A 23,135-nucleotide genomic window follows, 5' to 3' on the forward strand; every position below is an offset into this window, starting at 1 on the left:
GTGCTTTCGCTGCCGTCTGCATCGTCGTCCATCGGCAGAAGCGTACTGAGAGGGTATGACAGTCCGGCGCTACCCGGGGCGCTACCCGGGGACTTGACGGCCCCGCTCTTCCGTGCCACCATTTATCTATGGTGATAGATAAAGAGGGTAACGGTGTCCCGGTCACTTTCCGGCTCGACCCGGGGTCCGGGGTGCCGACCTACCAGCAGATCGTCCGCCAGGTGGAGCATGCGCTGCGCCTCGGCTACCTGGCGCCGGGGGACCAGCTCCCGACCGTCAAGGATGTGGTGGCCGCCCTGGCCATCAATCCCAACACCGTCCTCAAGGCCTACCGGGAGCTGGAGCACAAGGGCCTGGTGGGTGGCCGCCCCGGGCAGGGAACTTTCGTCGAGCGGGCGCTGGATGTCGTGCCGCTGCGGGACCAGCAGGCCCTGCGCAAGGGCCTGGCCCGCTGGCTGGACACCGCCTTCGAGGCGGGGCTCGACGCCGAGGGCGTCGCCGCCCTCTTCGCCAACGCCCTCCAGGACCGCGCTGCGGCCGGGCCAGCGCCGGGGCCGAAGGGGGATCCCCGGGGAAACCTCCCTTCTGAGCAGGACCGGGCCGGGGGCGCCGCGTCGTGAACGCCATCGAGACCCAGGGCCTCGCCAAACGGTACCGGCGGACCTGGGCCCTGGCCGGGTGCAACCTCACCATCCCCGCCGGCCGGGTGGTGGCCCTGGTGGGCCCGAACGGGGCGGGCAAGAGCACGCTCATCCACCTGACCGTCGGCCTGCTGGCCCCCACCACCGGCAGCATCGCCGTGCTGGGCGGGCAGGTCCCCGGGTCGCCGGGCGCCCTCCAGCGGGTCGCCTTCGTCGCCCAGGACACACCGCTCTACAAGAACCTCAGTGCCGCCGACACCCTGCGCCTGGTCGCCAGCATGAGCGCCACCTGGGACGAGGCCAACGCCCGGGAGCGCCTGGGGGCACTGGAGATCCCGCTCGACCGCAGGGTGGGCCAGCTCTCGGGCGGGCAGTACGCCCAGGTGGCCCTGGCCGTCGCCCTGGCCCGCCACCCGGAGCTGCTGGTGCTGGACGAGCCCGTCGCCCGCCTGGATCCCCTCGCCCGCCACGACTTCCTGGCCACCCTCATGGCGGCGGTTGCCGAGGAGGGCATCTCGGTGGTGCTCTCCTCGCACGTCGTGGCAGAGCTCCAGCGGGTCTGTGACTACCTGGTGGTCCTGAACCGGGGGACGGTGCAGCTGGCCGGCGACGTCGACGAGCTGCTGGTGGAGCACCGCATCCTCTCGGGGCCGGCGGAGGGGGCGGCGTCCCTGCCGGCGTCGCTGGCTGTGGTCTCCGAGCAGCGCACCGACCGCCACGCCACCCTGCTGGCCCGCACCGGGGCGGCAGTCTCCCCGCCGCCGGGCTGGGAGGTGTCATCGACCAACCTCGAGGAACTGGTCCTGGCCTACCTGCGCTCCCCGAGCGCCTCCGCCCTGCCCGGCCCGCAGCGGTCGGCGGAGAGCCGGGCCTCGGCATGAGCACTGCCGCCCTCTCCCTGCCGCGCCGGCGGCTCCTCCCGGGACTCAGCTGGGTGACCTGGCGCCAGCACCGGCTGGCCCTGGCCGGCACGTTCCTGCTCCTCGCCGCCTTCACCGTCCTGATGGTGGTGAACGGGCGGGCGATGCACCACGCCTACGTCGCCGACGGCCTCACCACCTGCGGCATCGTGACCGGGCCCGGCTGCGCCGTGCAGCTCGGCCTCTTCGAACAGGCCTACCAGGGCTGGGTGTCGGCCCTCCCCGCCTTCCTGATGCTCCTCCCGATGGTCATCGGCACCTTCCTCGGAGCCCCGGTGGTCGCCCGGGAGCTGGAGTCGGGCACGTTCCGCTTCGCCTGGACCCAGGGCGCCAGCCGGACCCGGTGGACGGTCATCCGGCTCGCGCTCCTGGGGGCCGCGGTCACCGGCCTCGCCCTCGCCTTCGCCGGCGTCTTCACCTGGTGGTACGGCCCGTGGACCGCCATCGACGGCCGGCTGTCCAACAGCATCGGCGCCTACGAGGTGTCGGGCCTCGTCTTCGCCGCCCGGACGCTGTTCACCCTCATGCTGGGGGCGTTTCTCGGTGCGCTGATCCGGCGCACGGTCGCGGCGATGGGGGCCACGTTGCTGGTGTCGGTCGGCGCCGTGCTGGCCTCAGCCCGGTGGCTCCGGTCCCATATCGAGAAGCCCATCCTGGCCGTCATCTCGTCGGCGCACCCGGTCAGCGGCGCCGCCCCGCCCCGCCTGGCCGACAAGCCCACCGCCTGGATCATCTCGCAGTGGACCACCAACGCCGCCGGGGCGCACCTGACCAGCGCCCAGGTGCGCTCCGTCATGCAGCAGGCAGCCGCCACCCTGTTCGGGTCGGGACCCGCCGGGCCGGGCCGGGGGCCGGTGAAGGTGGCGCCGGACTCGCGTGGGCCGCTGCAGAGCTACTTCACCCAACATGGTTTCACGCAGTGGGCGACCTTCGAGCCGGGGAGCCGCTTCTGGCACTTCCAGGGCGTGGAGGCGGCAGCCTACGTGCTGGTTGCCCTGCTGCTGGCCGGCGCCACCGTGTGGTTGGTGCGCCGGCGGAGGGCCTAGACCCCTTCGGTGACCTCCACGGGCTCGCCGTGGACCGCCTTCTTGGCCAGCTGCTTCTCGGAGGGCATCCGCAGATTGCGCACCAGGCCGACCCGGCGCAGCAGACGGAGGACCAGGCCGGTGAGGTCCACCTGCCACCACTCGAGGCCGTGGAACGCCGAGCTGGGGAAGGCGTGGTGGTTGTTGTGCCATCCCTCACCGAAGGACACGATCGACATCAGCCAGTTGTTGGTGGAGAAGTCACCGGTCTCGTAGGGGCGCTTGCCGAAGAAGTGGCAGATCGAGTTGACACTCCACGTGACGTGGTGCAGCAGGAAGATGCGCACCAGGCTGCCCCAGACCAGGGCGGTCAGGGCGTCGTGCCACGAGTGCGTGAGCGCCAGGGCGATAGCCGGCGCGGTGGCGAGGGAAAGCACGGTCCACAGGGGGAACAGGGCGCTCACGACGACGATCGGACGATCCTTCAGCAGGTCGGGGGCGAAGCGGGGGACCACCGTGGTCTCCTCGACGAAGAACCAGCCGATGTGGGCGTGCCACAGGCCCCGCAGGGTCCCGCGCCAGGTCTCGTCGTCGATGAGGTGGGGGGAGTGGGGGTCGCCCTCCCGGTCGGTGAACATGTGGTGGCGGCGGTGGTCGGCCACCCAGCGGATCACCGAGCCCTCGACCGCGAAGGAGCCGGCGATGGCGAGGCCCACCCGCACCCAGGTCGGGGCCTCGAACGCCCCGTGGGTGAGCATCCGGTGGAAGCCCAGCGTGACGCCGAGGATCGAGAAGCTGTAGAGGCCGACCAGCAGTCCCAGGTCCAGGGCGGTGATGCCCCCCCAGAGCAGGCGTAGGCCGACCAGGAGCCCGATGAAGGGGATGATCGTGATGGCAAGCGTGAGGCACTTCTGAGTGCGGAGGAGGGTCGGGAGTTGGACGATCTCGCCCCCGCGGGCGCGCGTGTCTACGGATGATACGGACAAATGAACCTCCGCTCAGAGCGCCAGAGAGGCACTGCCGGAAGAAGACCCGGAGCGCGTTGGACAGTAGCACAAGCATTGTAAGGCAAGACCCTGGGCCCGAGGTGTGCCCGTTCCGGTAGTGTCGGGGTGCTCGGGAACCGGATGAACTGGAGGGCGCGATGAGAAGCCATGCCGAAGCGGTCTGGACGGGGGATCTCCTGCGGGGATCGGGGGTAACGAAGCTCGGTAGCGGCAGCTCCGAGCTCCCGGTGTCCTGGCACTCCCGCACCGAGGCCGCCGGCGGCAAGACGAGCCCCGAGGAGCTGATCGCCGCCGCTCACGCCGCGTGCTACTGCATGGCGCTCGCCTACGAGCTGGGCCAGGCCGGGCATGTCCCCGAACGGCTCGCCACCGAGGCGGTGTGCACCTTCGACCAGCGGGCGGGCAACTGGAAGATCACCTCCATGAGCCTGACCGCCACCGGCCGGGTGCCGGGCTGCGACGACGAGTCGTTCCAGAAGCTCGCCCTGGCGGCCAAGGACGGCTGCCCGGTGTCGCTCGCCCTGGAGGGCAACGTCGCCATCGGCGTGGCGGCGACCCTGCAGCGCTAGACCTCGACGCCTTCGGTCTGGCCCGGCAGGATCCAGCGGGCCGGGAATCTGGCGGCGTTCATCGTGTAGCGCATCGGGCCGGAGGCTTGGAACCGGGCCCTCCCAGGTTGAGGACGGTAGAACTGGCCGTGGACCTGACCCTCCCAGGCGAGGCAGAAGCCGGTGACCGGACCGGCGGTCAGCGTCGCCCCGGGCGGCCCGTGGCGGGCGGGCGTGGCCGTCACCCGGATTTCCCGGCCGTCGCTGGCGGTGAGCGTCGTGGTCTCCCAGGTCTTCGAGCCCCGGGCGTTGCCGCCCAGCCGGCGGGCGCCCTGCGGGGTGGTGGGGACGATCGGGATCGTGGGCAGCAGCGCCCGACCGGCCGGATCGAGGTTGTCGAAGTGCTGGTCGTGCGAGAGCAGCGCGGCGTCGATGCGCCCGATCGCGTCGGCGGCGATGGCGGGGCCGGTGACCTTGGTGCACCCGAAGCCCGGCAGCGGGGCGGCCCGGTACTTGCCGCCAGGAGGGTCGAAGGCGGGTCGCGGGTGAGTACGCCCCGTTAGGCTGCTCAGGAATCCCAGTCCAAGCAGGTCATCGGTCCGAGGGCCCCGAGCTCCAGGGTCACCGCCGCACCGGTGGCGACGGCGACCAGGGTCACGGCGGAGCCGTGGGCCACGGCGAGGGTGCCGGCGGTCAAGGCCAACGCGGTGACCGGACCGGGCGACGTCCAGAGCAGCCGGCCGACCGCCATGGGGGTGGCGGTGGGCACGACCCGAACCTCGCCCGCCCGGGTGGCGACAGCCAACTGGCTGCCGTCCGGTGAAAAGGCGAAGGCGGTGCCCTTCTGGGCGCTGTCGGTCTCGCAGCACGTGTCGTCCCCCACCGGATACTCGGTGCTGATCTCCCCACCCAGCACCATGCCCGCCACCGGGTTGGCGTGCGCCGCCACGACGGCGGTCTGGCTGGCCGACGGGGCGTTTGGGCCCGCAAACAGGCCGTACGGGGGCAGGCTGGGCTTGGGTGCACCGTCGGCGGTGCGGACCTCCATGGACAAGCCCTCCGGGCTGGCGCAGCGCCAGGGCGGTTCCGTAGCTCCGGGCGGGAGGGGCGGGCATGAGTGCTCGATGGGACCGGCGCTGTGGCGGAGCAGGATCAGGCCCTCCGGGCTGGCCGCGAAGCCCGTGAGGTAGCCATTGATCGGGCAGAATCCCGCCGGGGCAGAGGCTTTCACTGTGTAGGGAAGGGTCACGAACGGGGTGGCCCGGCCCGGGGCCGAGAGGCGATCGAGGCGGACGGTCCCTCCCGCCACCGTGCTCGCCAGGATGCTGCCGCCCGCCTGCCACTGGCCCCATTCGTAGCCGCCGGTGACCTCGCCCGTGGTCCAGCGGGTGAGCACTTCGCCGGAAAGAACCCAGAGCTGGCCGTCGGTGCCGATCAGGAGCAACTGTGGGAGGTCCGCCGGCAGGGTCTCGGTCACCGATTGGGTTGCGGGCGGCGCCACAGCCGTGGGCTGCAGGGCCGGGAAGCACAGAGCCGCAGCCTGGTTGGCGGCCGATCCGGCCCGGACCTGTGCCGCCCGGGAGGCCGCCGAGCACCCCGCCAGCAGCGCGGCAAGGGTAAGGGTAACCACGCGCAACGATCGCACGGCGAAAGTGTAGTGCGACACGCGACTCGCCCGGGCTCGCCTCGCACCCGGTATCCGGGGGTTGCCGCACGGGGTAAGGTCTCCGTAGCCACAGAGCCAAGCCACGCGATGGGAGGGAACCTGCAATGAAGAAACTGCTGATCATTCTTGCGGTCCTGGGCCTCGTCGCGGGCGGTGCCGCCTTCCTGAAGACCCGGGGCGCCGCGCGCTAGACGCCGCTCATGCCCGGGCGGGCAGTCCGCTGCCCGCCCGGCGGAACACCTCGATGGATCTCCTGCTCCTGCGGGCGCTGCGCCTCCACCGGTTGTCCGGGCCCGACGCGCTGGCCCGTGCCACCGGGCTGGAGCGGGATGCCGTCCTGCACCGGTTGGTGGAGATGGACGAGGAGGGACTCGTCGAACTCCGCACCGGCCGCATCGCCGGCTGGACCCTGACGCCCGGTGGCCAGACTCGTTTGTCTCAGCTTGCCGCCGAAGAGCTGGCGTCCGGGCACACCAGGGCGGTGGTGGGACGGAGCTACGCGCGCTTCGGGGCCCTCAACGGGCAGTTCAAGGAGCTGTGCACCCGCTGGCAGCTGCGCAGCCGGGACCCCTTGACCCCCAACGACCACCGCGATGTGGGCTACGACCAGGCGATCGTCGACGACTTGTCGTCGTTGCACCGGGGGGCGATGAGTGTGCTCTCCGAGACCGCTGCCGCACTCCCCAGGTTCGGGGCGTACGCCGGGCGCCTGGGCGGCGCTCTCGAGCGCCTGCAGGCCGGAGGCCTGGAGTGGTTCACGAAGCCCGGCATCGGTTCGTACCACGACGTGTGGATGGAGCTGCATGAGGACTTCCTGATGACGTTGGGGCGCGAGCGGGGGGCCGAGGATGCTTGACGTGTCCTCGTCCGGATGAAGCTGAGAGGTTTGCGGCATGGCAAGTGCTGTGTCGGTCCGTCTCGACGATGAGGCGCTGCGTGCATTGGGACAGCTGCAGGCGACCGGGCTCAGCCGGTCAGCGGCAATCCGTCAGGCCCTCCTTGAGTCCGCCTCTCGGCTGCGTCGGCGCCACGCCCTTGCGGCGGAAGTGGCGCGTCTGGAGGCCGATGAGGAGGACAGACGTGAGATGCGCGGCGAACGATGGCTTGGCCGATGGAACCTGCCCCCGATGAGGACCACGACGGAGCGCATCAGGCGTGCTTCCGGTCCGTGGGTGCCGAGTTTGCTGGTGGGCATCGTCATGAGCGGCTCTCGTGGTCGGGGATGAGTTGGACGGTGACGCGGTGGGCGTCGGGGCCAGTGACGGCACCGACGGGGCGCGGGCCGTAGCGGTCGTACTTGGCGTGGTAGGCCGCGTCGATGGCGTCATGCGGAGCGCTCCCCGCGGCGTCCACGAACGTGGCGTCGACGTCGATGCCTGCGGCGCGGATGCGGCCGGCGCCGGCGGCACGGGCACGGCGATACCACGGGCGATCGGGGCCGCCGGCGGAGCGGACGTAGATGTCGTCGCCGATGGCGACGACCCACATCGTGGTGAACGGTCGCAGCGTTCCGTCTGCCCTTCGTGACGCGAGTTCGAGCTCGGTCGCTTCGCCGATGCGGGCAGCTTCCTTGGCGCGCCGGCTCACAGCGAGCCCACGCGGATCAGCGACTTGATGGCCCGGCGTTCGTCCATGGCCGCGTAGGCGTCGGGTGTGTGCTCGAGATCTGTCTCGTAGTCGAGCACGAGGCCGGGGTTTATCTTGCCGGCGAGGACGTCGTCGAGCAGTTCGGGGATGTAGATGCGTGCGGGAGCCGGACCACCACGCCAGGCGACGTTCCGGAAGAACGTCTGGTTGAAGGGCACCGCGCCGTGGGGAACGCCGACGATGCCGATCGTCGAGCCGGGCCGGGCGATGGCCGCCGCCGTGTCGATCGACTGTTGCGTGCCGACGCATTCGAGCGCGGCGTCGACGCCGACCCCGCCGGTCATCTCGACGACGGCCTGGTTGGCTTCCTCGCCGCGGGACTCGACGATGTCGGTGGCACCGAACTCGCGAGCGAGCCGTTGACGGTCGGGATGCCGGCTCAACGCGATGATCCGTTCCGCGCCCAGCCGCTTCGAGGCGAGCACGGCCGAGAGCCCGACCGCCCCGTCGCCGACGACCGCGACCGTGTCGCCACGCCGCACGCCGGCACTCACTGCCGCGTGGTGGCCGGTCGCCATCACGTCGGACAGGGTGAGCAGCGACTTCATGCTCTCGTTCGAGTGACCGCTGCCTGGGACGGGCACGAGCGTGCTGCCGGCGAGCGGGACGCGCACCGCCTCGCCCTGGCCGCCGTCGATGGTGCCGTTGCCGAAGTTCCCGCCCTGGACGCAGGAGATGGTCGAGCCGTTCTGGCAGTGGGGGCATGACATGTCGCTGTAGATGAAGGGCGCCACCACCAGGTCGCCCACCGAGACGGTGTCGACGTCGGCGCCGACGTCCTCGACGACGCCGATGAACTCGTGGCCGATCGGCCCGATCGCGTGGTCGGACTCGCCTCGGTAGTACCACAGGTCCGAGCCGCACACGCAGGCCAACGCCACCCGCACGACCGCGTCGCTCGAGTTCTGGATACGCGGGTCCGGACGGTCACCGACAGTGATGTTTTTCGGTCCGTTGAACAGTGCAGCACGCATGGGAAATTCCTCTCGATCGCTCTTCGGGTTCCCGGCCTCGTATCGATTGAACCGCGGATCGGCGCAGCGAGGGAGACCGGGCTGATAGGGGTACTGGCAGGGCCTCCCTCCTCGGGGGTAGGACCGTAGGGTGAGTGTCGTGGACCCCAGGGACGACATCCGCGAGTTCCTGACCTCGCGGCGAGCGAAGATCACCCCTGAACAGGCCGGCCTGCCCGCCTACGGATACAACCGCCGAGTCAAAGGGCTGCGCCGCGAGGAGGCGGCAATGCTCGCCGGCATCAGCGTCGAGTACTACACCCGCCTCGAGCGCGGCAACGCCGCCGGCGTGTCCGAGGACGTCCTCGAAGGAATCTCCCGCGCCTTGCATCTCGACGAAGCCGAACGCGCCCACCTGTTCGACCTCGTGCGCGCCGCCAACGCCACGTCGACAACAAGCCGTCGGCACCCGTCACAGGAACGGGTCCGCCCCACGATCCAGCGGATCCTCGACTCGATCACCGCCCCCGCCTACGTTCGCAACGGCCGCCTCGACCTGCTCGCCGCCAACGCCCTGGGAGCCGCGCTCTACGCACCCGTGTTCGACACGGCGACCGGGACCCCGAACATGGCGCGGTTCATCTTCCTGAACAAGCGTGCGAGCGAGTTCTTCGACAGCTGGGAGAACATCGCCAACGACGCCGTGGCGATCCTGCGGGCCGAGGCCGGGCGCGACCCCTACGACAAGCGGCTCTCCGACCTCATCGGCGAACTGTCGACCCGCAGTGACGAGTTCCGCGTCCGCTGGGCCGCGCACAACGTGAAGTTCCACCGCACCGGCGCCAAGACCTTGCACCACCCGGTGGTCGGGGACCTGACCCTCGACTACGAGGCACTCGACCTTCCCGGCGACGACGGCCAGCGCATCCTCATCTACAGCGCGGAGCCGGCCAGCCGCTCCCAGGAAGCTCTCGACCTCCTCGCCAGCTGGAGGACCGCACCCGCCGCCATCGACATCGACGAGCGCTGACCCGCACCACAGGAGGACCCATGGGCTTGCAACCGCAGCGCCCGACCGTGAAGGGCCCCGCCGACTGGTTCACCGGCGACGTCTACATCGACTCCACGTCCAACCGCAAGACGACTCGACGCTCAACATCGGCACCGTCCACGACACCCCGGCGCCCGCACCGCCTAGAGGGTCCGGGCAGACACGAGCAGACGACGCGACCTGGTCAGACTAATTGAGCAGCCGATGAACTACGCACTGGTGCGCTTATTAAAACACCTCAACACGGTGCGGGCGGGGGGACTCGAACCCCCAGTGGGTTGCCCCACCAGATCCTAAGTCTGGCGCCTATACCAATTCGGCCACGCCCGCTCCGACTGCCCCGCCATGATAGGGCTGCGTCCCTCAAACAACCCCGGACGCGCCACGCGGGCCGATAACCCGGCCCGCGTGGTACCTCAAGCGGCCTGACTACCGCACGTCGAAGCGGTCCAGGTCCATCACCTTCGCCCACGCCGTTACAAAGTCCCGCACGAACTTCTCGCCGGCGTCGTTCTGGGCGTAGACCTCGGCCACCGCCCGCAGCTGCGAGTTCGACCCGAATACCAGGTCCACCGCTGTGGCGGTCCGGGTCACGGCCCCCGAGGAGCGGTCCCGGCCCTCGTACACGTTGGCTTCGGAGGCCGACGCCGACCACTGCGTCCCCATGTCCAGCAGGTTCACGAAGAAGTCGTTGGTCAGCGCCCCCGGCCGGTCCGTGAACACGCCGTGCGAAGTCCCGCCGGTGTTGGTGCCCAGGGCCCGCATGCCGCCGATGAGCACCGTCATCTCGGGCGCCGTCAGGGTCAGGAGGTTGGCCCGCTCCACCAGCAGCTGTTCGGGGGGCAGCTTCTCGCCCGCCCGCAGGTAGTTGCGGAACCCGTCGTGGGTGGGCTCGAGGACGGCGAACGACTCGGTGTCGGTCTGGTCCTCCGAGGCGTCGGTCCGCCCGGGCGTGAACGGGACGGTGACGCCGTGCCCGGCGCTCTTGGCCGCTTCCTCGACGGCGGCGCAGCCGCCCAGCACGATCAGGTCGGCAAGGGAGACCCTCGTCCCGCCGGTCTGGGCGCCGTTGAACTCCTGCTGGATCCCTTCCAGGGTCGACAGGACCCCGGCCAGGGCCGCCGGGTCGTTGACCTCCCAGTCCTTCTGCGGTGCCAAGCGGATGCGTGCCCCGTTGGCGCCTCCCCGCTTGTCGGTGCCCCGGAAGGTGGCCGCCGCCGCCCACGCCGTAGAGGCCAGCTGGGACACCGACAGCCCGGAGGCGAGGATCTTGGCCTTCAACTCGGCGATGTCCGCGTCGCTGACCAGGTCGTGGTCCACGGCAGGTACCGGGTCCTGCCAGATCTGCGGTTCCGTGGGCACCAGCGGTCCGAGGTAGCGCGAGGCCGGGCCCATGTCGCGGTGGGTGAGCTTGAACCACGCCTTGGCGAACGCCAGGGCCAGCTCATCGGGGTGCTCCCGGAAGCGCTTCACGATGGGGCCGTAAACCGGGTCCAGGCGCAGCGCCAGGTCGGTGGTCAGCATCATCGGAGCGTGGCTCTTCGAGGGGTCGTGGGGGTCGGGCACCGTGCCCTCGGCAGCGGGGTCAGTGGGCTTCCACTGGTTCGCGCCCGCAGGGCTCTTGGTGAGCTCCCATTCGTAGCCGTACAGGTTCTCCAGGAAGCCGTTGTCCCAGGTGGTCGGGTGGTTGGTCCAGGCGCCCTCCAGCCCGCTGGTGATGGCGTCGCCGCCCTTGCCGCTGGCATAGGAGCTGTGCCAGCCGAGGCCCTGCTCCTCCAGGGGGGCGGCCTCAGGCTCGGGGCCGACCAGGGTGGCATCGCCGGCGCCGTGGCACTTGCCGAAGCTGTGCCCGCCGATGATGAGCGCCGCGGTCTCCTCGTCGTTCATCGCCATCCGGGCGAAGGTCTCCCGGACGTCCCGGGCCGCGGCCAGGGGGTCGGGGTTGCCGTTGGGCCCCTCGGGGTTCACGTAGATCAGGCCCATCTGCACGGCGCCGAACGGCTTGGCCAGTTCCCGGTCACCGCTGTAGCGCTCGTCGCCCAGCCAGGTGGACTCGCTGCCCCAGTAGATCTCGTCGGGCTCCCAGACGTCGACCCGGCCGCCGCCGAAGCCGAAGGTCTTGAAGCCCATCGACTCCAGGGCGCAGTTGCCGGCGAAGACGTACAGGTCGCCCCAGGAGATCTTCTGGCCGTACTTCTGCTTGATGGGCCAGAGCAGCCGGCGCGCCTTGTCCAGGTTGGCGTTGTCCGGCCAGCTGTTCAGCGGGGCGAAGCGCTGGGCGCCCGTGCCGCTGCCGCCCCGGCCGTCCTCGATGCGGTACGTCCCCGCCGCATGCCATGCCATCCGGATGAAGAGCGGGCCGTAGTGGCCGTAGTCGGCGGGCCACCAGTCCTGCGACGTCGTCATCACGTCGTAGATGTCCTGCTTCAGGGCGTCGAGGTCCAGGGTGGCGAACTGCTCGGCGTAGTTGAAGTCCGGGTCCAGCGGGTTGGTCAGGCGTGAGTTGCGGTGGAGCACGGACAGGTCGATCTGGTTCGGCCACCAGTCCTGGTTGGTACGGGCCGCATGCGCCTTGGGGGTCGGTGCAGGGATCGCGGGATTCTCGCTCTCAGACACGTCGGTCCTCCTCTCTCGGGGTTCCTTCAGGCAACGGGTTCAGACAGCTGGACGTTCTTGGTGCGGGCGACGCACTCCGGGCAGCGGCCCCAGTAGATGACCTCCGCCTCGTCGATCTCGTAGCCCGACTCGTCGGCGGCCGTCAGGCACGGAGCGTAGCCGACCGCGCAGTCCACATCGACCATGCGGTTGCAGGTGCGGCAGATGAGGTGGTGGTGGTTGTCGCCCACCCGGGTCTCGTACCGCCCCGGGGATCCCGCCGGCTGGATGCGGCGCAGCAGGCCCTTGTCGGTGAGGGTGGAGAGGGCGTCGTACACCGCCTGCCGGGAGACGGCGCCGATCCCCGCCCGCACCACCTTGTCAATGTCGTCGGCGGTGCTGTGCGACCGGTCGCCCACCGCCTGCAGCACCGCCAGGCGCTGGGCGGTCACCTGCAGGCCGGACTGGCGCAGGAGGGCGATGTGGTCACCGGGCGGATCGGGCACAGGTCCACCCTACCGGACCTCTCTGGAGTGTGTCTAGATCTGGGGGGACACTAATTCCGGACTGGATCCATGACGGGCGCCATTTCTCTTGGGATAGGGTTGGCTCTCGACTAACTCCCTCATCACTGGAAGGAGAGCCCGTGCAGGTTGGCATCGGACTTCCCAACACCGTTCCGGGTTCCACTGGCTCCAGTCTCCTCGAGTGGGCGAGGCGGGCGGACCGAGCCGGCTTCTCCAGCCTGGCAACCATCGGCGCGGTCTCCTACCCCTGCTTCGAGGAGCTGACCTCCTTTGCCGCCGCCGGGGCAGTCACCGAGCGGATCCGCTTCTTCTCCAACATCCTCGTGGCCCCGGCGCGCAGTTCCGCCGAGCTCGCCAAGCAGTCAGCGACCGTGGACCAGCTCACCGGCGGCCGGCTCACCCTCGGGATGGGCGTCGGTTGGCGCACCACCGACTTCCAGCTCACCGGGCGCGACTACAAGCGCCGGGGCAGGGCCTTCGACCAGCAGCTTGCCGACCTGCAGAAGTCGTGGTCGGGCGAGCCCATCCTCGAGGGCACGCGGGAGGTCGGGCCTCCCCTGGTGCAGCAGCCCGGCATCCCGATCCTCATCGGCGGCACGGACGACGCCTCGTTCCGGCGGGCGGCGAAGTACGGCGTCGGCTGGACCGCCGGCGGCCTGCCGCCCGATGCAGTGATCGCCAACCGGGCTCGGGCTGAGGCCGCCTGGCAACAGGCCGGCAGGGCCGACCAGCCCCGGGTCGTCGCCCTCATCTACTTCGGCCTTGGCGACACCCAACAGGCGTCGTATGACTACCTCATCGACTACTACAAGGCCGGTGGGATGGAGTTCGCCGAGATGGTCGCCGGCTCCCCGCCCCGCTCAGCCGAGGCGCTGGCCGGGGCGATCGGCGCTTACGCGGCGACGGGCATCGACGAACTGATCCTCGACCCAACCTTCGCTGACCCGGACCAGGTGGACCTGTGCGCCGAGGTGGTGTTCAACCACCCGGCGGTGGGCTGACCGGCCAGCAAACCATGGGCGAACTCGTCGCCACCAGCCGGCTCTTCGGCCGCCTGCGCAGGCGCACGGACAAGCAAGGCTGACTACGCCGCGGGGAGCGCCGCCACTGCTTTCACGAGCTCCTTGGGGTCGAACGGTTTCGTGAGGTAGCGGTCGCAGCCCAGCGCCGAGATGTCCTGGATGGTGGGCGACCCGGCGTGCGCCGACACCACGACCACCGGCAGGCGGTGGAGGGCGTGGTCCGATCGCACCTGGCGCAGCACTTCCCGGCCCCCGATGCCGGGCAGGCCGAGGTCCAGGATGAGCACCGAGGGGGCCTGGCGGCGGAGCCGGGCGAGGGCGTCCTCCCCGGAGGGGGCGATGGCGACCTCGTTGCCCGCCAGGCGCAGGGTCACCGACATCATCAGGGCGATGTCCGGGTCGTCCTCCACGATGAGCACGGTGCGCATCACGCCACCGGCTTGCGCAGGTGCAGGGCGAACCGGGCGCCGCTCGGCCGGGCAGCCTCGTAGCCGATCCGGCCCCCGAACCCCTCGACCAGCTCCCGGGTGATGGCCAGGCCGAGCCCGGAGCCGCTGATGCCGCCCGTGGCCGGCCCCCGGGTGAAGGGGTCGAACAGGTTGGGCACGAGGTCGGCCGGGACTCCTTCGCCGTTGTCGGTCACGGTGAGCAGCACCTCGCGCTCCAGGGTCCGGGCCTCCACCCGCACCCTCGGCCCCCCGTAGCGGTAGGCGTTCACCAGCAGGTTGGTGAGCGCCCGCTCCAGCCCGCGGACATCGGCCAGGGCGGCGACGCCCTCACCGACCTCCAGCTCGACGGAGCTCCCGCTCGGCGGGGGGGCGGCCTCGAGAGCGCTGCGCCCGGCCTCGGCCAGCGACACCGCCCGCAGGGCCACCGCCGGGGTGACGTTCTCGATATGGGACAGGTCCAGCAGGTTCTGCACCAGGTCCCGCACCCGCACGCTCTGACGGTTGATGGCGTCGAGGCAGTCCTCGATGGTCTCCAGGTTCATCTGCCGCCAGGTGTCGGTCAGGATGCCCGCCATGCCGGCAATGGTGGTCAGCGGGGTGCGCAGCTCGTGGCTGGCGTTGGCGATGAAGCTGCGCTCCCGGGCGAAGAGCTCGCAGCGTTCCAGGGCGAGATCGGCCAGGTCGGCGAGGTAGCGCAGGAAGCTCATGTCGTCGGTCCCGAAGTAGGGGGTGAAGGCGCTGGCCCAGATGAGCAGCGACCCCGAGCGCAGCCCCATGGCGATGAGGCCGGGGCGGATCTCGCCATCGCGCAGGCTGTCGCCGATCGTGGTCATCGCCTCCAGCTCGTACTCCAGGCTGCCGTTGAGCCCGTACGAGGCGATCAGCCGGCCCCGGCTGTCGGTGAGGGCGGCCGCCTGGCCGCAGACCATCGAGGTGATGGCCGGGATCAGGACCTCGGCGACCTCCTCCACGGTGCGGGCGGTCATGAGGCGGGCGACCGCTCCCCGGAACGCTTCCTCCTCGTGCTGGAGCCAGGACTTGCGCAGGAACCTCGGCGGGGCGAAGCCGAGGCCGAAGAGGGCAGCGGCCACTAGTGACAGCGACTGGGTGCCGATCGCGATCCCCTGGCGGGCACCTACCGGCGAGGCGCCCGCCAAGAGGATGATGATCGCCATCCCGGTCGACCCCAACGCCAGGAGCCGGAGCCGTCTCCGGGCGATCGCCGGCTCGCCCCGGGCCGCATTCCACAGGCCCACCGCCACGGTGGCCACCAGTACGGTCCACTGCGCCACCAGCGCCAGGGTGTACAGCTCGAACCACGCCGGCCGGTGCCCGGGCTGGGGGAAGTAGGGCAGGGCCAGCGTGGCCCCGATGACGATGCCGGTCATCGTGGGCCCCGCCTGGTGCAGCCAGGGCCGCTGGGGCTTGAGCGACGCCATGAAGCGGTAGAGGCAGTAGGGGAACAGCATCAAGATTGCCAGGAGGCCCTTGGCGGGCCAGAACAGGTCGGGATGCTGGTTCAGGTTCTGGGGGAACTGGTGACCGACCACAATGACGACGGCAACGATGCCGAAGGCTGCCGCGACCCAGCCGGCTGCCTTTCCCCGGCGGGCCCGCCACGCCCGGTAGGAAACGAGCGCCAGGCCCCCGAATGCAACGAGCTGTAGTTCCGTCAGGATCTTGATGGTCTGCACCTCATCTCCCGCCCTGACTGCGTACCGGCCCGGTGGGCACCGGCGATCTCGGTCCCTCTCATCGTCGGAACCTGGGCAGGAGTAGACGATGGCGCGTTGGGATCATTTTTCACCTCACCCAGATGGGGGATCGACGACTAGTGCGCGGGTCAGCGGGGGCTCAGCGGGGGTCCGGGCGGTCGATGTTCCAGTGCCGGCTGACCAGTGCCACCCACCGGCCATCCTCGACGGGGGAGAGGGCAAAGCGCGACACCGTGCGCTGGCCGCTCTCATGGTCGCCGTAGAGGAGCTCAACGGTGACCGGGCGCCGGGCACCGATGGCGCCGACCGCGGCCTGGAACAGCGGGTCGGAGCCGTCGCGGAGGGCGCCCTGCCAGAACCCGGTGCTGCCGGGCGGCACGCAGAGGTCCCGGCTCAGGCGGCGGAAGTCATCGAGGCCGGTGTGCGCCACGGCGCTGGTCAGCCGGTCGGGGCGGAAGCTCCAGCCGTGCAGCACGGCGATGCCGGCGCCCACGTTGCGCAGGGAGATGGTGAGGTAGACGACATCCCCGGGGATCTCGACCCCGGCGTGGCCCCGTCCACGATCACCTAGTGGTCGTCGATGAAGGCGATGTGCTCGGGGGGTCCTGCAGGGCCACCGCCAGCACCAGGGTGGCGCCTGCGGTGCCCAAGGTGGAGAGGGTCGCCCAGTCCGGCATGGTGGGGCGAGCCTGCCATATGCCCGGGTGGGGAGGCGGGTCCGGTGGGCCGCCCGGGTTTCGAACCCGGAACCTTGGGCTTAAGAGGCCCCTGCTCTACCGTTGAGCTAACGGCCCGCAAGCAGACGCCATCGTACCAATCACGAGTCGTACCCCGGGTAGTCGTAGGGGTCCGGGTACGGGACCGGCGGCGCCGGGGCCTCGTGCTGCTGTTGCTGGTAGAGCCACTGGCTGGCGGGATGCGCCGACGCCGGCGGGCCGGCCGGCCCCGGTGGTTCCCGGTATCTGCCTCGGTACGAGGGGCGGCCGTCGTCCTCCGCCACCGCCATGATGAGCGCGATCACCCAGCCGATGATCGTCCAGCTGGTCAGCACGTTGACCACGATGATGTGGAGGAGGTCGGAGCGCCGCTTGAAGGCGGCAATCAGGGTGGGCAGGAAGTAGATGTCGGTCAGGGCTCCGGCGAGGAGGTAGGCCCTGAGGACGTCGTGGCCGAAGGTGTTGGGGAACATGGGCCCCGGATGGTACCACCGGGGGTCTTTGCGACTCTCAAGCGACGGGCGATATTGGTCACCCGCGGCGGGTGGGGAGCTGCGTTCGGGCCTCTATAGTGAAGGGGACCGCCTCGACGCCGTGACCCCCGGGAGAACGCCAAGCCGTGCCGCGCACCGACCGCCCCATCGTGCTGATCGTCACCACCGATGCCCGGGTGCTCCAGGCGGCCCACTCCCTGCCCCAGGACCGCTTCGAGGTGGGCTACGCCCGCTCCTCCCAGGAAGCCCTGGCAGTCGCCCGGCAGGACCCGCCCGAGGTGGCGGTCCTCGAGTTGCGCTCGGGGGACTTCGGGGGCTTCGCCCTGGCCAAGGAGCTGCGCGACATCCCGGGCATGCCACCCTTCAAGCTGGTGATGACCTGCGACCGCCCGCATGACCGCTGGCTCTGCCGGCAGGCGGGCGCCGAGTCCGTGCTGGTCAAACCGTTGTCTGACCCGTCCGCTCTTCTGGAGGCCCTGGACTCCGTTCTGCAGCTCACCGGCTGATCTTCCCTGCGCTCTAGCGCGGTTTTTCCCGATCTGACTTGACGCCGACCTGAATCACGTGCTTAGAATTACCGAACGGTAATTACACGAGCGCACGGAGTTGATTGGTACATGCGGGAACTCTTGTCCTGGCAGTCCATGGCGCGCTGCCTTGAGGTGGACCCCGAGATCTTCTTCCCGGAACGCGGGGGTTCCTCCCGGGCGGCACGCGCGGTCTGCAATACGTGTTATGTGCGGGCCCAGTGCCTGCGCTACGCCCTGGCCAACCGGGAGCAGTTCGGCATCTGGGGCGGGACCAGCGAGCGGGAGCGCCGGAAGCTCAAGAAGCTCGCCTCCTAAATCGGTCCCGGATCCTCCAGGTCCAACGCCACTCCAAAGGCACGGGCAAGCTCGTCCTCCAGCACCTTGGCGGGGCGGGCCAAGTGCAGGGCGTCCATCGAGGACGGCAACGAATGGCGCGGCGCCAAGCCGACCAGTTCGCTCCGCAGAACGCGCACATGTTCGTGCGCGGCCAGCTGTGCTACCTCGTCGTAGGCCGCGCCCACGCCCGTGACTAACGGGCGGATCAAGTTCATCGATACCTGGCACGCCGCCCAGCTGGGCAGCGCGAACCCGAGCGCCCGGACATGCGGCAGCCCCCCGTCCCGCGAGCGGACCTGGGCCGCGATCTGGCGGGCGATGCGCACCCGCGAGGTGTCGAGATCCACGTTGAAGGCCACCAGGAACCCCCGGGCACCGACGGCGACGGCCCCGGCCGTGCGATGGGGGGTGGGCGGCCCGGCGGAGGGGGCCAGGTCCTGGAAGGCCCGCCGGCGGACGTCGGGCAGGCTCACCGGGTCGCCGGCGGCGGCTCCCTGGTAGAGGAACGCCGGCACGCCGAGGTCGCCCGCCCGCTGAGCGTACCGGCGGGCGGCGGCGACAGCAGCCGGGAGGCCGGCGGCCGAAAGGGGGACGAAGGGCACCACGTCCACCGCCCCGAAGCGGGGGTGCACGCCTGCGTGACGGCGGAGATCGATGGCCTCGATGGCGGCCTGGGTCAGGCGGACCAGTGCCTCCTCGAGGGCGGGAGCCGGCCCGGCGACGGTGAGCACACTGCGGTGATGGTCGAGGTCACTGTGGACGTCGAGGACCGCCACCCCCGCCACCCCCGTGGCGGCACCTTCGAGGGCGAGGAGTATGCCGGTGTCCCGGCCCTCCGAGATGTTGACCGGGCAGACCAGCAGGGGGTCGGGCGCGGCCGGCTCCGGGATGGCTGGGCCCGCCCGCTACGGGTAGGGCAGCTCGGACGGGGCCACCGGGTCGGGGCCGGCTGGGGTGTCGCCGGCACCGTCCGGGGTGCCGTTGGCGCCGGCCGGGCCGCCGAGCGCCTGCTGGATGGCGTCGAGGAACACCTCCTCGGGCACCGCCCCCAAGACCTCCAGCCGGTCGTTGATCACGATCTTGGGCACCGCCGACACGGCGTAGGCCTGCGCCATCTCGGGGAACTCCTGCGCCTCGATGGAGGCCGAGCGCACGTTCGGGCTCGCCAGCGCCAGCCGGTGGGCGGTCACGACCGCCCGGGGGCAGTGCGGTCAGGTGGGGGTGACGAAGACCTTCAGCTCGACGGGGGCGGGCAGCTGCGCCAGGGCCTCGACGGTCTCGGCGCTTAGGCCGTGGCCCGCCGCCGACCCGGCCGAGGCGATGGTCTCGATCAGCGAGGTGAACTCGTAGCCGTCGGGCAGGCCCACGAAGCGGACGCCGGCGTCCTCGGCGTCGGGGGTCCCGTTCGCTGGGGCGACCGAGAGCGTCGGCAGGCGGTTCACGCCCCAGCGGGACGCCGCCTCGGGATCCTCCCGCACGTCCACGACCTTCAGGCGTAGGTGCTCGGACAGCGCCGCCAGCTCCTCGAGCAGCTCCTGGGCGGCGCCGCACGTCTCGCAGGTCTGCCGCCCGGGGACGTACAGTCCGGTGTCCGCCTCGGTGAACAGGCGCAGCTCGACGTCGCCGGCCAGCACCGTGGCAAACTGCTCCCGCAGGTAGGCGGAGTCCGTGTCGCTCAGAAAGGCCATGAGCCCAGCTTAGCCGGGAATGCAGCGGCGACTTCGCGACGTTATAACGGTGGAGACATAGGAAAAAGACGACAGGGAGAGGTCATGGCTGAGCCGAAGCGGGGTCGGGACATCGTCAAAGAGGCCAGGGCGGAGGTCGAGCCTCTCGAACTGGAGCAGCTCAACGACATCATCCGGCGCCGGGAACCGGTGACCATCGTCGACGTCCGGGAGGGCGACGAGTGGCGGGCCGGGCACGTGCCGGGTGCCATCCACATCCCCCGGGCCTACCTCGAGCTGCAGGTGGACGACGCCCTGCCGGACAAGGAGGCCCCCGTCATCCTGTACTGCGCCGGCGGCAACCGCTCCGCCATGGCTGCCCGCACGCTGCGGCAGATGGGCTACACGAACCTGCGCTCGCTGACCCGGGGCTTCTCCGGCTGGCGGGACGGCGGGTTCAGCGTCGTCGTGCCCCGCAAATGGACGCCCGACCAGCGGGAGCGCTACTCACGCCACTTCACCCTCCCCGAGGTCGGCCAGGAGGGCCAGGCCAGGATCGCCGACGGCAAGGTGCTCGTGGTGGGGGCCGGCGGCCTCGGCGCGCCCGCCCTCTACTACCTGGCGGCGGCGGGGGTGGGCACGCTCGGCATCGTGGACTTCGACGCCGTGGACATCTCCAACCTGCAGCGCCAGATCATCCACTCGACGTCGCGCATCGGGATGAACAAGGCCGAGAGCGCTCAGCAGACCATCAACGACCTGAACCCGGACGTCAACGTGCGGATCTGGACCGAGCGGCTGACCCCGGACAACGTCGAGGCCATCGTCTCGGACTTCGACGTGGTCATCGACGCCACCGACAACTTCTCCACCCGCTACATGGTGAACGAGGCGTGCGTGCGCCACGGCATCCCGTACGTCTACGGATCCATCTTCCGCTTCGAGGGCTACGCCAGCGTGTTCTGGCCCGCACAGGGGGCGCCGTGCTACCGCTGCTTCTATCCCGAGGCGGCCCCCGACAACCTGGCCCCCACTTGAAACGAGGCCGGGGTCCTGGGCGTGCTCCCAGGCATCGTCGGTGTTGTGCAGGCCAATGAGGCTCTGAAGATCCTCGTCGGCTACGGCGAGCCGCTCACCGGGCGGCTGCTGATGTTCGACGCCATGCAGACCAGCTTCCGCACCCTGAAGCTGCGCCGCGACCCGGAGTGCGCCACCTGCGGCGCCCACGCCGAGGCCTGGCAGGCATGGGAGGAGGGGCAGGCCGGGAAGTCAAGGGGGCCGGCGAAGGAGGCGGTGGCGGTGCGGATGGATTCGCTGCCGGCGGCTGGTCAGTCAGCTGCTGCGCCTGCAGCCGAGCCCGCCAGCGCCAATGGCGCCAATGGCGCCCATGACGCCGATGCCGCTCATGCGAACGGGGCGAAGGCGAAAGAAGGCAAGACCAAGGACAAGGCCAAGCACAAAGCAGGCAAGGCCGCTACCTCTTCCGTCTAGCCCTGGCTGGGCGGTTTCCGGTTCCGGCGCCGTCGGGGCTGGTCCCGATTCTGTGTACGCCGGGGTGCCATCGCCAGGCACGCCCATGTGCACAGAATTCAAGTCACGACGAATTGTTCGACCGCCCCAGTCACCAGCGGCCGGGTGCTACGAGCCGAAATTGTCGAAGGTCGGGACGTCGGCGACGCCTGCGACCAGGGCAGGCGCCGGGTCGGTGATGGCCGCCGGGGTCCCGAAGTCGTAGTTCTCGACGGTGAAGGTCATCACCGGCGTTGCCGGCAATGCGGTCCCGAAGGCACTGCCGAAACCATTCAGGAACTGCATCAGGGCGTGGTTCGCCGAGGCGAAGTCGTAGGTGATCATCATCCGCAACACCCGCCCCCGGCCGTCGAGCCAGATGTCTACGGGGAGCTGGCCGGGGATGACGTCGAGGCTGCCGAACGGGTCGCCCGGCGACGGCGACGCCACCACCCCGGCTGCGGCTCCCATCTTCGGCGGGTCGATCGTCGTCTTGTAGTGCGTTGCCGGTACGCCGCGCACGGACTCCTGCCCAACCACCGTCGCCGTCGTCCCCAGCGCCGAGAGCGCAATGAGCGCGTGGGCGGGATCGGCCAGGCCGACGCTGTCGGACAGGCTGTAGGGGCCGGTGTCATCCGGGTTGGAACCCCCGTCGAACATGCCGGAGGACGAGAACCGCGCCCAAGCCTTCCCCCGGGGGGCGACCGATGGCGGCAGGCTCAGGTAGACGGTGTCGCCGTCCACCACGAGGTTGGGGTGCTGGAGCCCGGCGGGGACCGAACCGGCGTCTTGCTGGTCCGAGGCGGTGAGCGTCATCTGCAGACTCGACCGCTCTGATGTGGCGTTGAATGTGCCGGTACCCGTGACGATCGTCCCGCCGCCCTGGTCCGGCGTGCCGCTCATCTCCCCGTCGTAGGTCACGTGGTAGCTGCCGGCCGCCAGGGTGGCATCGTGCGCCGCGGCCAACGCAGCCCGGGCGGCGGATGACTCACCCGATCCTGCCGAATTCCCGGCCGACACCTGGGTGCGGCCACAGGCAGCGGCAACCAAGCCCGCAGACAGGAGGACCATGATGCGTTGAACCGGCCGGACGGGCTTCAGGATCACGGCACGGAATATCGTCCCGAGAGGCGGATATCTGAAGGAACTTCGGCAGAAGGGTGTCCGGACCTGGGGTCAAGGAGTTTGTTGGGGCCCTGGTACAGCTACCAGCTGTACCACTCCACCAAGAAGGTCCAGCCCGGCTGCCCGGCTCCCCGGCTGCCCGGACCGGGCTCCCGGCTTGGTGAGCCGGGCAACTCTAGTGCCGGCGGCGGCCTCCGCCCCGGGGTCCGCCACCGGTGCGCCGGCGGGGCGGCTGGTTGCCCTTGGCCTTCTTGCGGACCGGCCGGCGGGGCGCCGAGGGGTCCTCGGAGGGCAGCGGGGTGCGGTTGGCGAGGGTCAGGGCCACCGCATCGGCGATCTCCTCGCGGATGTCGTCGCCCACGTCCGCCCCCACCATGAGCTGGAAAAGAACGCTGCGTTCGAGCTGCTCGATCGAGTCAACGACCTTCTGCCGGCTTCCCGCTGGAGTCCTCCACTCGGCGTGGATGCGCCCCGAGGGCGGGATCTCGATCCGGAGATCGGCGTCGCCGAACCGTCCCTCCCAGGCAACTGTGGTCGTAGCGTCCAAGCAGCACTCCTTCGATTCGATTCATGTTCCGATGCATACGGGGGCCCCGTTTCGGGCACGAAGCTGCCTACCCCCGCCTGTCTCTTACCCGCTCAGGCGGGCCTCACCATCTCTGCGCCCTTCCGGGGCGAGGCGCTGCGGAGCGAATGCGTCCGGGCAGGGATGACCCCGCCCGGACGATCGATCTTCAATTGATGTGCGGTGCGGCGACCTACAAGCGGCGGACCTTCGACGCCTGGAGCCCCTTGGGGCCCTGGGTCACCTCGAACTCTACGGTTTCGCCCTGCTCGAGGTTGCGGTAGCCCTCACCCTCGATGGCGCTGAAGTGGACGAAGACATCGTCCCCGTCCGGACGCGAGATGAATCCGTAGCCCTTCTCGGCACTGAACCACTTCACCGTGCCTTGCGGCATATGCAGTTCCCTCCCTTCACCTTCACATGCAAA

Annotated in this window: 26 protein-coding genes, 2 tRNA genes and 1 pseudogene; 11 read left to right on the plus strand and 18 right to left on the minus strand. The window is 70.3% G+C overall.

The features are described 5' to 3' along the window. Positions 1-128: 128 nt before the first annotated feature. Genes VFW71_03975 through VFW71_03985 form a run of 3 tightly spaced genes read left to right on the plus strand, consistent with a single transcriptional unit; the run spans position 129 to position 2,607 of the window. A complete protein-coding gene (locus VFW71_03975; protein HEU5001923.1) occupies positions 129-620 on the plus strand; it encodes a GntR family transcriptional regulator in 492 nt (163 codons plus the stop codon). Beyond that, positions 617-1,522, plus strand: a complete 906-nt coding sequence (locus VFW71_03980) for an ABC transporter ATP-binding protein (protein ID HEU5001924.1) — start codon at positions 617-619, stop codon at positions 1,520-1,522. Before VFW71_03975 ends, VFW71_03980 begins: the two co-directional genes overlap by 4 nt. Next, positions 1,519-2,607 carry a hypothetical protein gene (locus VFW71_03985; GenBank protein HEU5001925.1) on the plus strand — a complete coding sequence of 363 codons (1,089 nt, stop codon included), beginning with the start codon at positions 1,519-1,521 and terminating at the stop codon, positions 2,605-2,607. Before VFW71_03980 ends, VFW71_03985 begins: the two co-directional genes overlap by 4 nt. Here the strand turns inward: VFW71_03985 and VFW71_03990 are convergent. Next, the gene (locus VFW71_03990) at positions 2,604-3,572 is read right to left on the minus strand and encodes an acyl-CoA desaturase (GenBank protein ID HEU5001926.1); all 969 of its coding nucleotides are present in this window, start codon (positions 3,570-3,572) and stop codon (positions 2,604-2,606) included. The genes VFW71_03985 and VFW71_03990 overlap by 4 nt on opposite strands. Positions 3,573-3,730: 158 nt before the next feature. Here VFW71_03990 and VFW71_03995 point away from each other — a divergent pair, with 158 nt between their 5' ends. Continuing rightward, positions 3,731-4,162, plus strand: a complete 432-nt coding sequence (locus tag VFW71_03995; GenBank protein HEU5001927.1) for an OsmC family peroxiredoxin — start codon at positions 3,731-3,733, stop codon at positions 4,160-4,162. A gap of 162 nt (positions 4,163-4,324) precedes the next feature. Continuing rightward, positions 4,325-4,690 carry a hypothetical protein gene (locus tag VFW71_04000; protein HEU5001928.1) on the plus strand — a complete coding sequence of 122 codons (366 nt, stop codon included), beginning with the start codon at positions 4,325-4,327 and terminating at the stop codon, positions 4,688-4,690. A 19-nt stretch (positions 4,691-4,709) separates the two neighbouring features. Here the strand turns inward: VFW71_04000 and VFW71_04005 are convergent, their stop codons facing one another. Continuing rightward, positions 4,710-5,771 (minus strand): hypothetical protein, encoded by a 1,062-nt coding sequence (locus tag VFW71_04005; protein ID HEU5001929.1) that lies wholly within the window; start codon positions 5,769-5,771, stop codon positions 4,710-4,712. Between the two features lie 280 nt (positions 5,772-6,051). Here VFW71_04005 and VFW71_04010 point away from each other — a divergent pair, with 280 nt between their 5' ends. After that, positions 6,052-6,663: a MarR family transcriptional regulator gene (locus VFW71_04010; GenBank protein ID HEU5001930.1), complete on the plus strand. Its 612-nt coding sequence runs from the start codon at positions 6,052-6,054 to the stop codon at positions 6,661-6,663. A 341-nt stretch (positions 6,664-7,004) separates the two neighbouring features. On the opposite strand, the gene VFW71_04015 is transcribed toward VFW71_04010, so the two are convergent. Together VFW71_04015 and VFW71_04020 are read right to left on the minus strand one after the other, a co-directional pair. Then, entirely contained in the window at positions 7,005-7,394 is a 390-nt protein-coding gene (locus VFW71_04015; GenBank protein HEU5001931.1) for a DUF2255 family protein, read from the minus strand. Continuing rightward, positions 7,391-8,428: a zinc-dependent alcohol dehydrogenase family protein gene (locus VFW71_04020; protein HEU5001932.1), complete on the minus strand. Its 1,038-nt coding sequence runs from the start codon at positions 8,426-8,428 to the stop codon at positions 7,391-7,393. Before VFW71_04020 ends, VFW71_04015 begins: the two co-directional genes overlap by 4 nt. A 139-nt stretch (positions 8,429-8,567) precedes the next feature. Here VFW71_04020 and VFW71_04025 point away from each other — a divergent pair, with 139 nt between their 5' ends. Next, entirely contained in the window at positions 8,568-9,437 is an 870-nt protein-coding gene (locus VFW71_04025; protein ID HEU5001933.1) for a helix-turn-helix transcriptional regulator, read from the plus strand. 268 nt (positions 9,438-9,705) lie between these two features. Here VFW71_04025 and VFW71_04030 read toward each other — a convergent pair. The 3 genes from VFW71_04030 to VFW71_04040 form a co-directional block, all read right to left on the minus strand. Beyond that, positions 9,706-9,788 (minus strand) — tRNA-Leu (locus VFW71_04030). Between the two features lie 99 nt (positions 9,789-9,887). Beyond that, on the minus strand, positions 9,888-12,074 hold the full coding sequence (gene katG, locus VFW71_04035) for a catalase/peroxidase HPI (protein HEU5001934.1): 2,187 nt from the start codon (positions 12,072-12,074) through the stop codon (positions 9,888-9,890). Positions 12,075-12,100: 26 nt separating this feature from the next. Continuing rightward, a complete protein-coding gene (locus tag VFW71_04040; protein HEU5001935.1) occupies positions 12,101-12,559 on the minus strand; it encodes a Fur family transcriptional regulator in 459 nt (152 codons plus the stop codon). Positions 12,560-12,699: 140 nt separating this feature from the next. Between VFW71_04040 and VFW71_04045 the strand changes: the two genes are divergently transcribed. Next, positions 12,700-13,581: an LLM class flavin-dependent oxidoreductase gene (locus VFW71_04045; GenBank protein HEU5001936.1), complete on the plus strand. Its 882-nt coding sequence runs from the start codon at positions 12,700-12,702 to the stop codon at positions 13,579-13,581. A gap of 83 nt (positions 13,582-13,664) precedes the next feature. Here VFW71_04045 and VFW71_04050 read toward each other — a convergent pair whose 3' ends face one another. The 5 genes from VFW71_04050 to VFW71_04070 form a co-directional block, all read right to left on the minus strand. Next, a complete protein-coding gene (locus VFW71_04050) occupies positions 13,665-14,030 on the minus strand; it encodes a response regulator (protein ID HEU5001937.1) in 366 nt (121 codons plus the stop codon). Then, positions 14,030-15,745, minus strand: a complete 1,716-nt coding sequence (locus tag VFW71_04055; GenBank protein ID HEU5001938.1) for an ATP-binding protein — start codon at positions 15,743-15,745, stop codon at positions 14,030-14,032. Before VFW71_04055 ends, VFW71_04050 begins: the two co-directional genes overlap by 1 nt. A gap of 160 nt (positions 15,746-15,905) precedes the next feature. Then, positions 15,906-16,259, minus strand: a complete 354-nt coding sequence (locus VFW71_04060; GenBank protein ID HEU5001939.1) for a hypothetical protein — start codon at positions 16,257-16,259, stop codon at positions 15,906-15,908. Positions 16,260-16,488: 229 nt separating this feature from the next. Next, a tRNA-Lys gene (locus VFW71_04065) sits at positions 16,489-16,560 on the minus strand. Positions 16,561-16,583: 23 nt separating this feature from the next. Further along, positions 16,584-16,955, minus strand: a complete 372-nt coding sequence (locus VFW71_04070; GenBank protein ID HEU5001940.1) for a superinfection immunity protein — start codon at positions 16,953-16,955, stop codon at positions 16,584-16,586. Positions 16,956-17,101: 146 nt separating this feature from the next. Here VFW71_04070 and VFW71_04075 point away from each other — a divergent pair, with 146 nt between their 5' ends. Further along, positions 17,102-17,482 carry a response regulator gene (locus VFW71_04075; protein HEU5001941.1) on the plus strand — a complete coding sequence of 127 codons (381 nt, stop codon included), beginning with the start codon at positions 17,102-17,104 and terminating at the stop codon, positions 17,480-17,482. A gap of 111 nt (positions 17,483-17,593) precedes the next feature. Next, the gene (locus VFW71_04080) at positions 17,594-17,821 is read left to right on the plus strand and encodes a WhiB family transcriptional regulator (protein ID HEU5001942.1); all 228 of its coding nucleotides are present in this window, start codon (positions 17,594-17,596) and stop codon (positions 17,819-17,821) included. Here the strand turns inward: VFW71_04080 and ftcD are convergent. From ftcD to VFW71_04095, 3 genes and pseudogenes are all read right to left on the minus strand, one after another. Next, positions 17,818-18,732, minus strand: coding sequence for a glutamate formimidoyltransferase (gene ftcD, locus VFW71_04085; GenBank protein HEU5001943.1), 915 nt, complete (start codon positions 18,730-18,732; stop codon positions 17,818-17,820). The two genes, VFW71_04080 and ftcD, sit on opposite strands and share 4 nt — an antisense overlap. 15 nt (positions 18,733-18,747) lie before the next feature. Beyond that, a pseudogene (locus tag VFW71_04090) lies at positions 18,748-19,041 on the minus strand (thioredoxin family protein). A gap of 12 nt (positions 19,042-19,053) precedes the next feature. Beyond that, on the minus strand, positions 19,054-19,530 hold the full coding sequence (locus tag VFW71_04095; GenBank protein HEU5001944.1) for a hypothetical protein: 477 nt from the start codon (positions 19,528-19,530) through the stop codon (positions 19,054-19,056). An 84-nt stretch (positions 19,531-19,614) separates the two neighbouring features. On the opposite strand from VFW71_04095, the gene moeB reads away from it, so the two are divergent. Then, on the plus strand, positions 19,615-21,000 hold the full coding sequence (moeB, locus tag VFW71_04100) for a molybdopterin-synthase adenylyltransferase MoeB (protein HEU5001945.1): 1,386 nt from the start codon (positions 19,615-19,617) through the stop codon (positions 20,998-21,000). A gap of 147 nt (positions 21,001-21,147) precedes the next feature. Here the strand turns inward: moeB and VFW71_04105 are convergent, their stop codons facing one another. The 3 genes from VFW71_04105 to VFW71_04115 form a co-directional block, all read right to left on the minus strand. After that, the gene (locus VFW71_04105) at positions 21,148-22,125 is read right to left on the minus strand and encodes a hypothetical protein (GenBank protein HEU5001946.1); all 978 of its coding nucleotides are present in this window, start codon (positions 22,123-22,125) and stop codon (positions 21,148-21,150) included. A gap of 193 nt (positions 22,126-22,318) precedes the next feature. Next, positions 22,319-22,690, minus strand: coding sequence for a hypothetical protein (locus tag VFW71_04110; GenBank protein ID HEU5001947.1), 372 nt, complete (start codon positions 22,688-22,690; stop codon positions 22,319-22,321). Positions 22,691-22,901: 211 nt separating this feature from the next. Then, on the minus strand, positions 22,902-23,102 hold the full coding sequence (locus VFW71_04115; protein HEU5001948.1) for a cold shock domain-containing protein: 201 nt from the start codon (positions 23,100-23,102) through the stop codon (positions 22,902-22,904). Positions 23,103-23,135: the final 33 nt, after the last annotated feature.

The sequence above is a fragment of the Actinomycetota bacterium genome (assembly GCA_035765775.1).
In the GTDB taxonomy this organism is placed as follows: domain Bacteria; phylum Actinomycetota; class CADDZG01; order JAHWKV01; family JAOPZY01; genus DASTWV01.

Bases quoted from the DNA above. Each gene is read 5' to 3' on its own strand.
- VFW71_04020 (HEU5001932.1), bottom strand. From the start codon at position 8,428: ATGCGTGCTGCACTGTTCAACGGACCGAAAAACATCACTGTCGGTGAC.
- VFW71_04080 (HEU5001942.1), top strand. From the start codon at position 17,594: ATGCGGGAACTCTTGTCCTGGCAGTCCATGGCGCGCTGCCTTGAGGTG.
- VFW71_03985 (HEU5001925.1), top strand. From the start codon at position 1,519: ATGAGCACTGCCGCCCTCTCCCTGCCGCGCCGGCGGCTCCTCCCGGGA.
- VFW71_04115 (HEU5001948.1), bottom strand. From the start codon at position 23,102: ATGCCGCAAGGCACGGTGAAGTGGTTCAGTGCCGAGAAGGGCTACGGA.
- VFW71_04050 (HEU5001937.1), bottom strand. From the start codon at position 14,030: ATGCGCACCGTGCTCATCGTGGAGGACGACCCGGACATCGCCCTGATG.
- VFW71_04070 (HEU5001940.1), bottom strand. From the start codon at position 16,955: ATGTTCCCCAACACCTTCGGCCACGACGTCCTCAGGGCCTACCTCCTC.
- VFW71_04095 (HEU5001944.1), bottom strand. From the start codon at position 19,530: ATGGCCTTTCTGAGCGACACGGACTCCGCCTACCTGCGGGAGCAGTTT.
- VFW71_03975 (HEU5001923.1), top strand. From the start codon at position 129: ATGGTGATAGATAAAGAGGGTAACGGTGTCCCGGTCACTTTCCGGCTC.
- VFW71_03995 (HEU5001927.1), top strand. From the start codon at position 3,731: ATGAGAAGCCATGCCGAAGCGGTCTGGACGGGGGATCTCCTGCGGGGA.
- VFW71_04010 (HEU5001930.1), top strand. From the start codon at position 6,052: ATGGATCTCCTGCTCCTGCGGGCGCTGCGCCTCCACCGGTTGTCCGGG.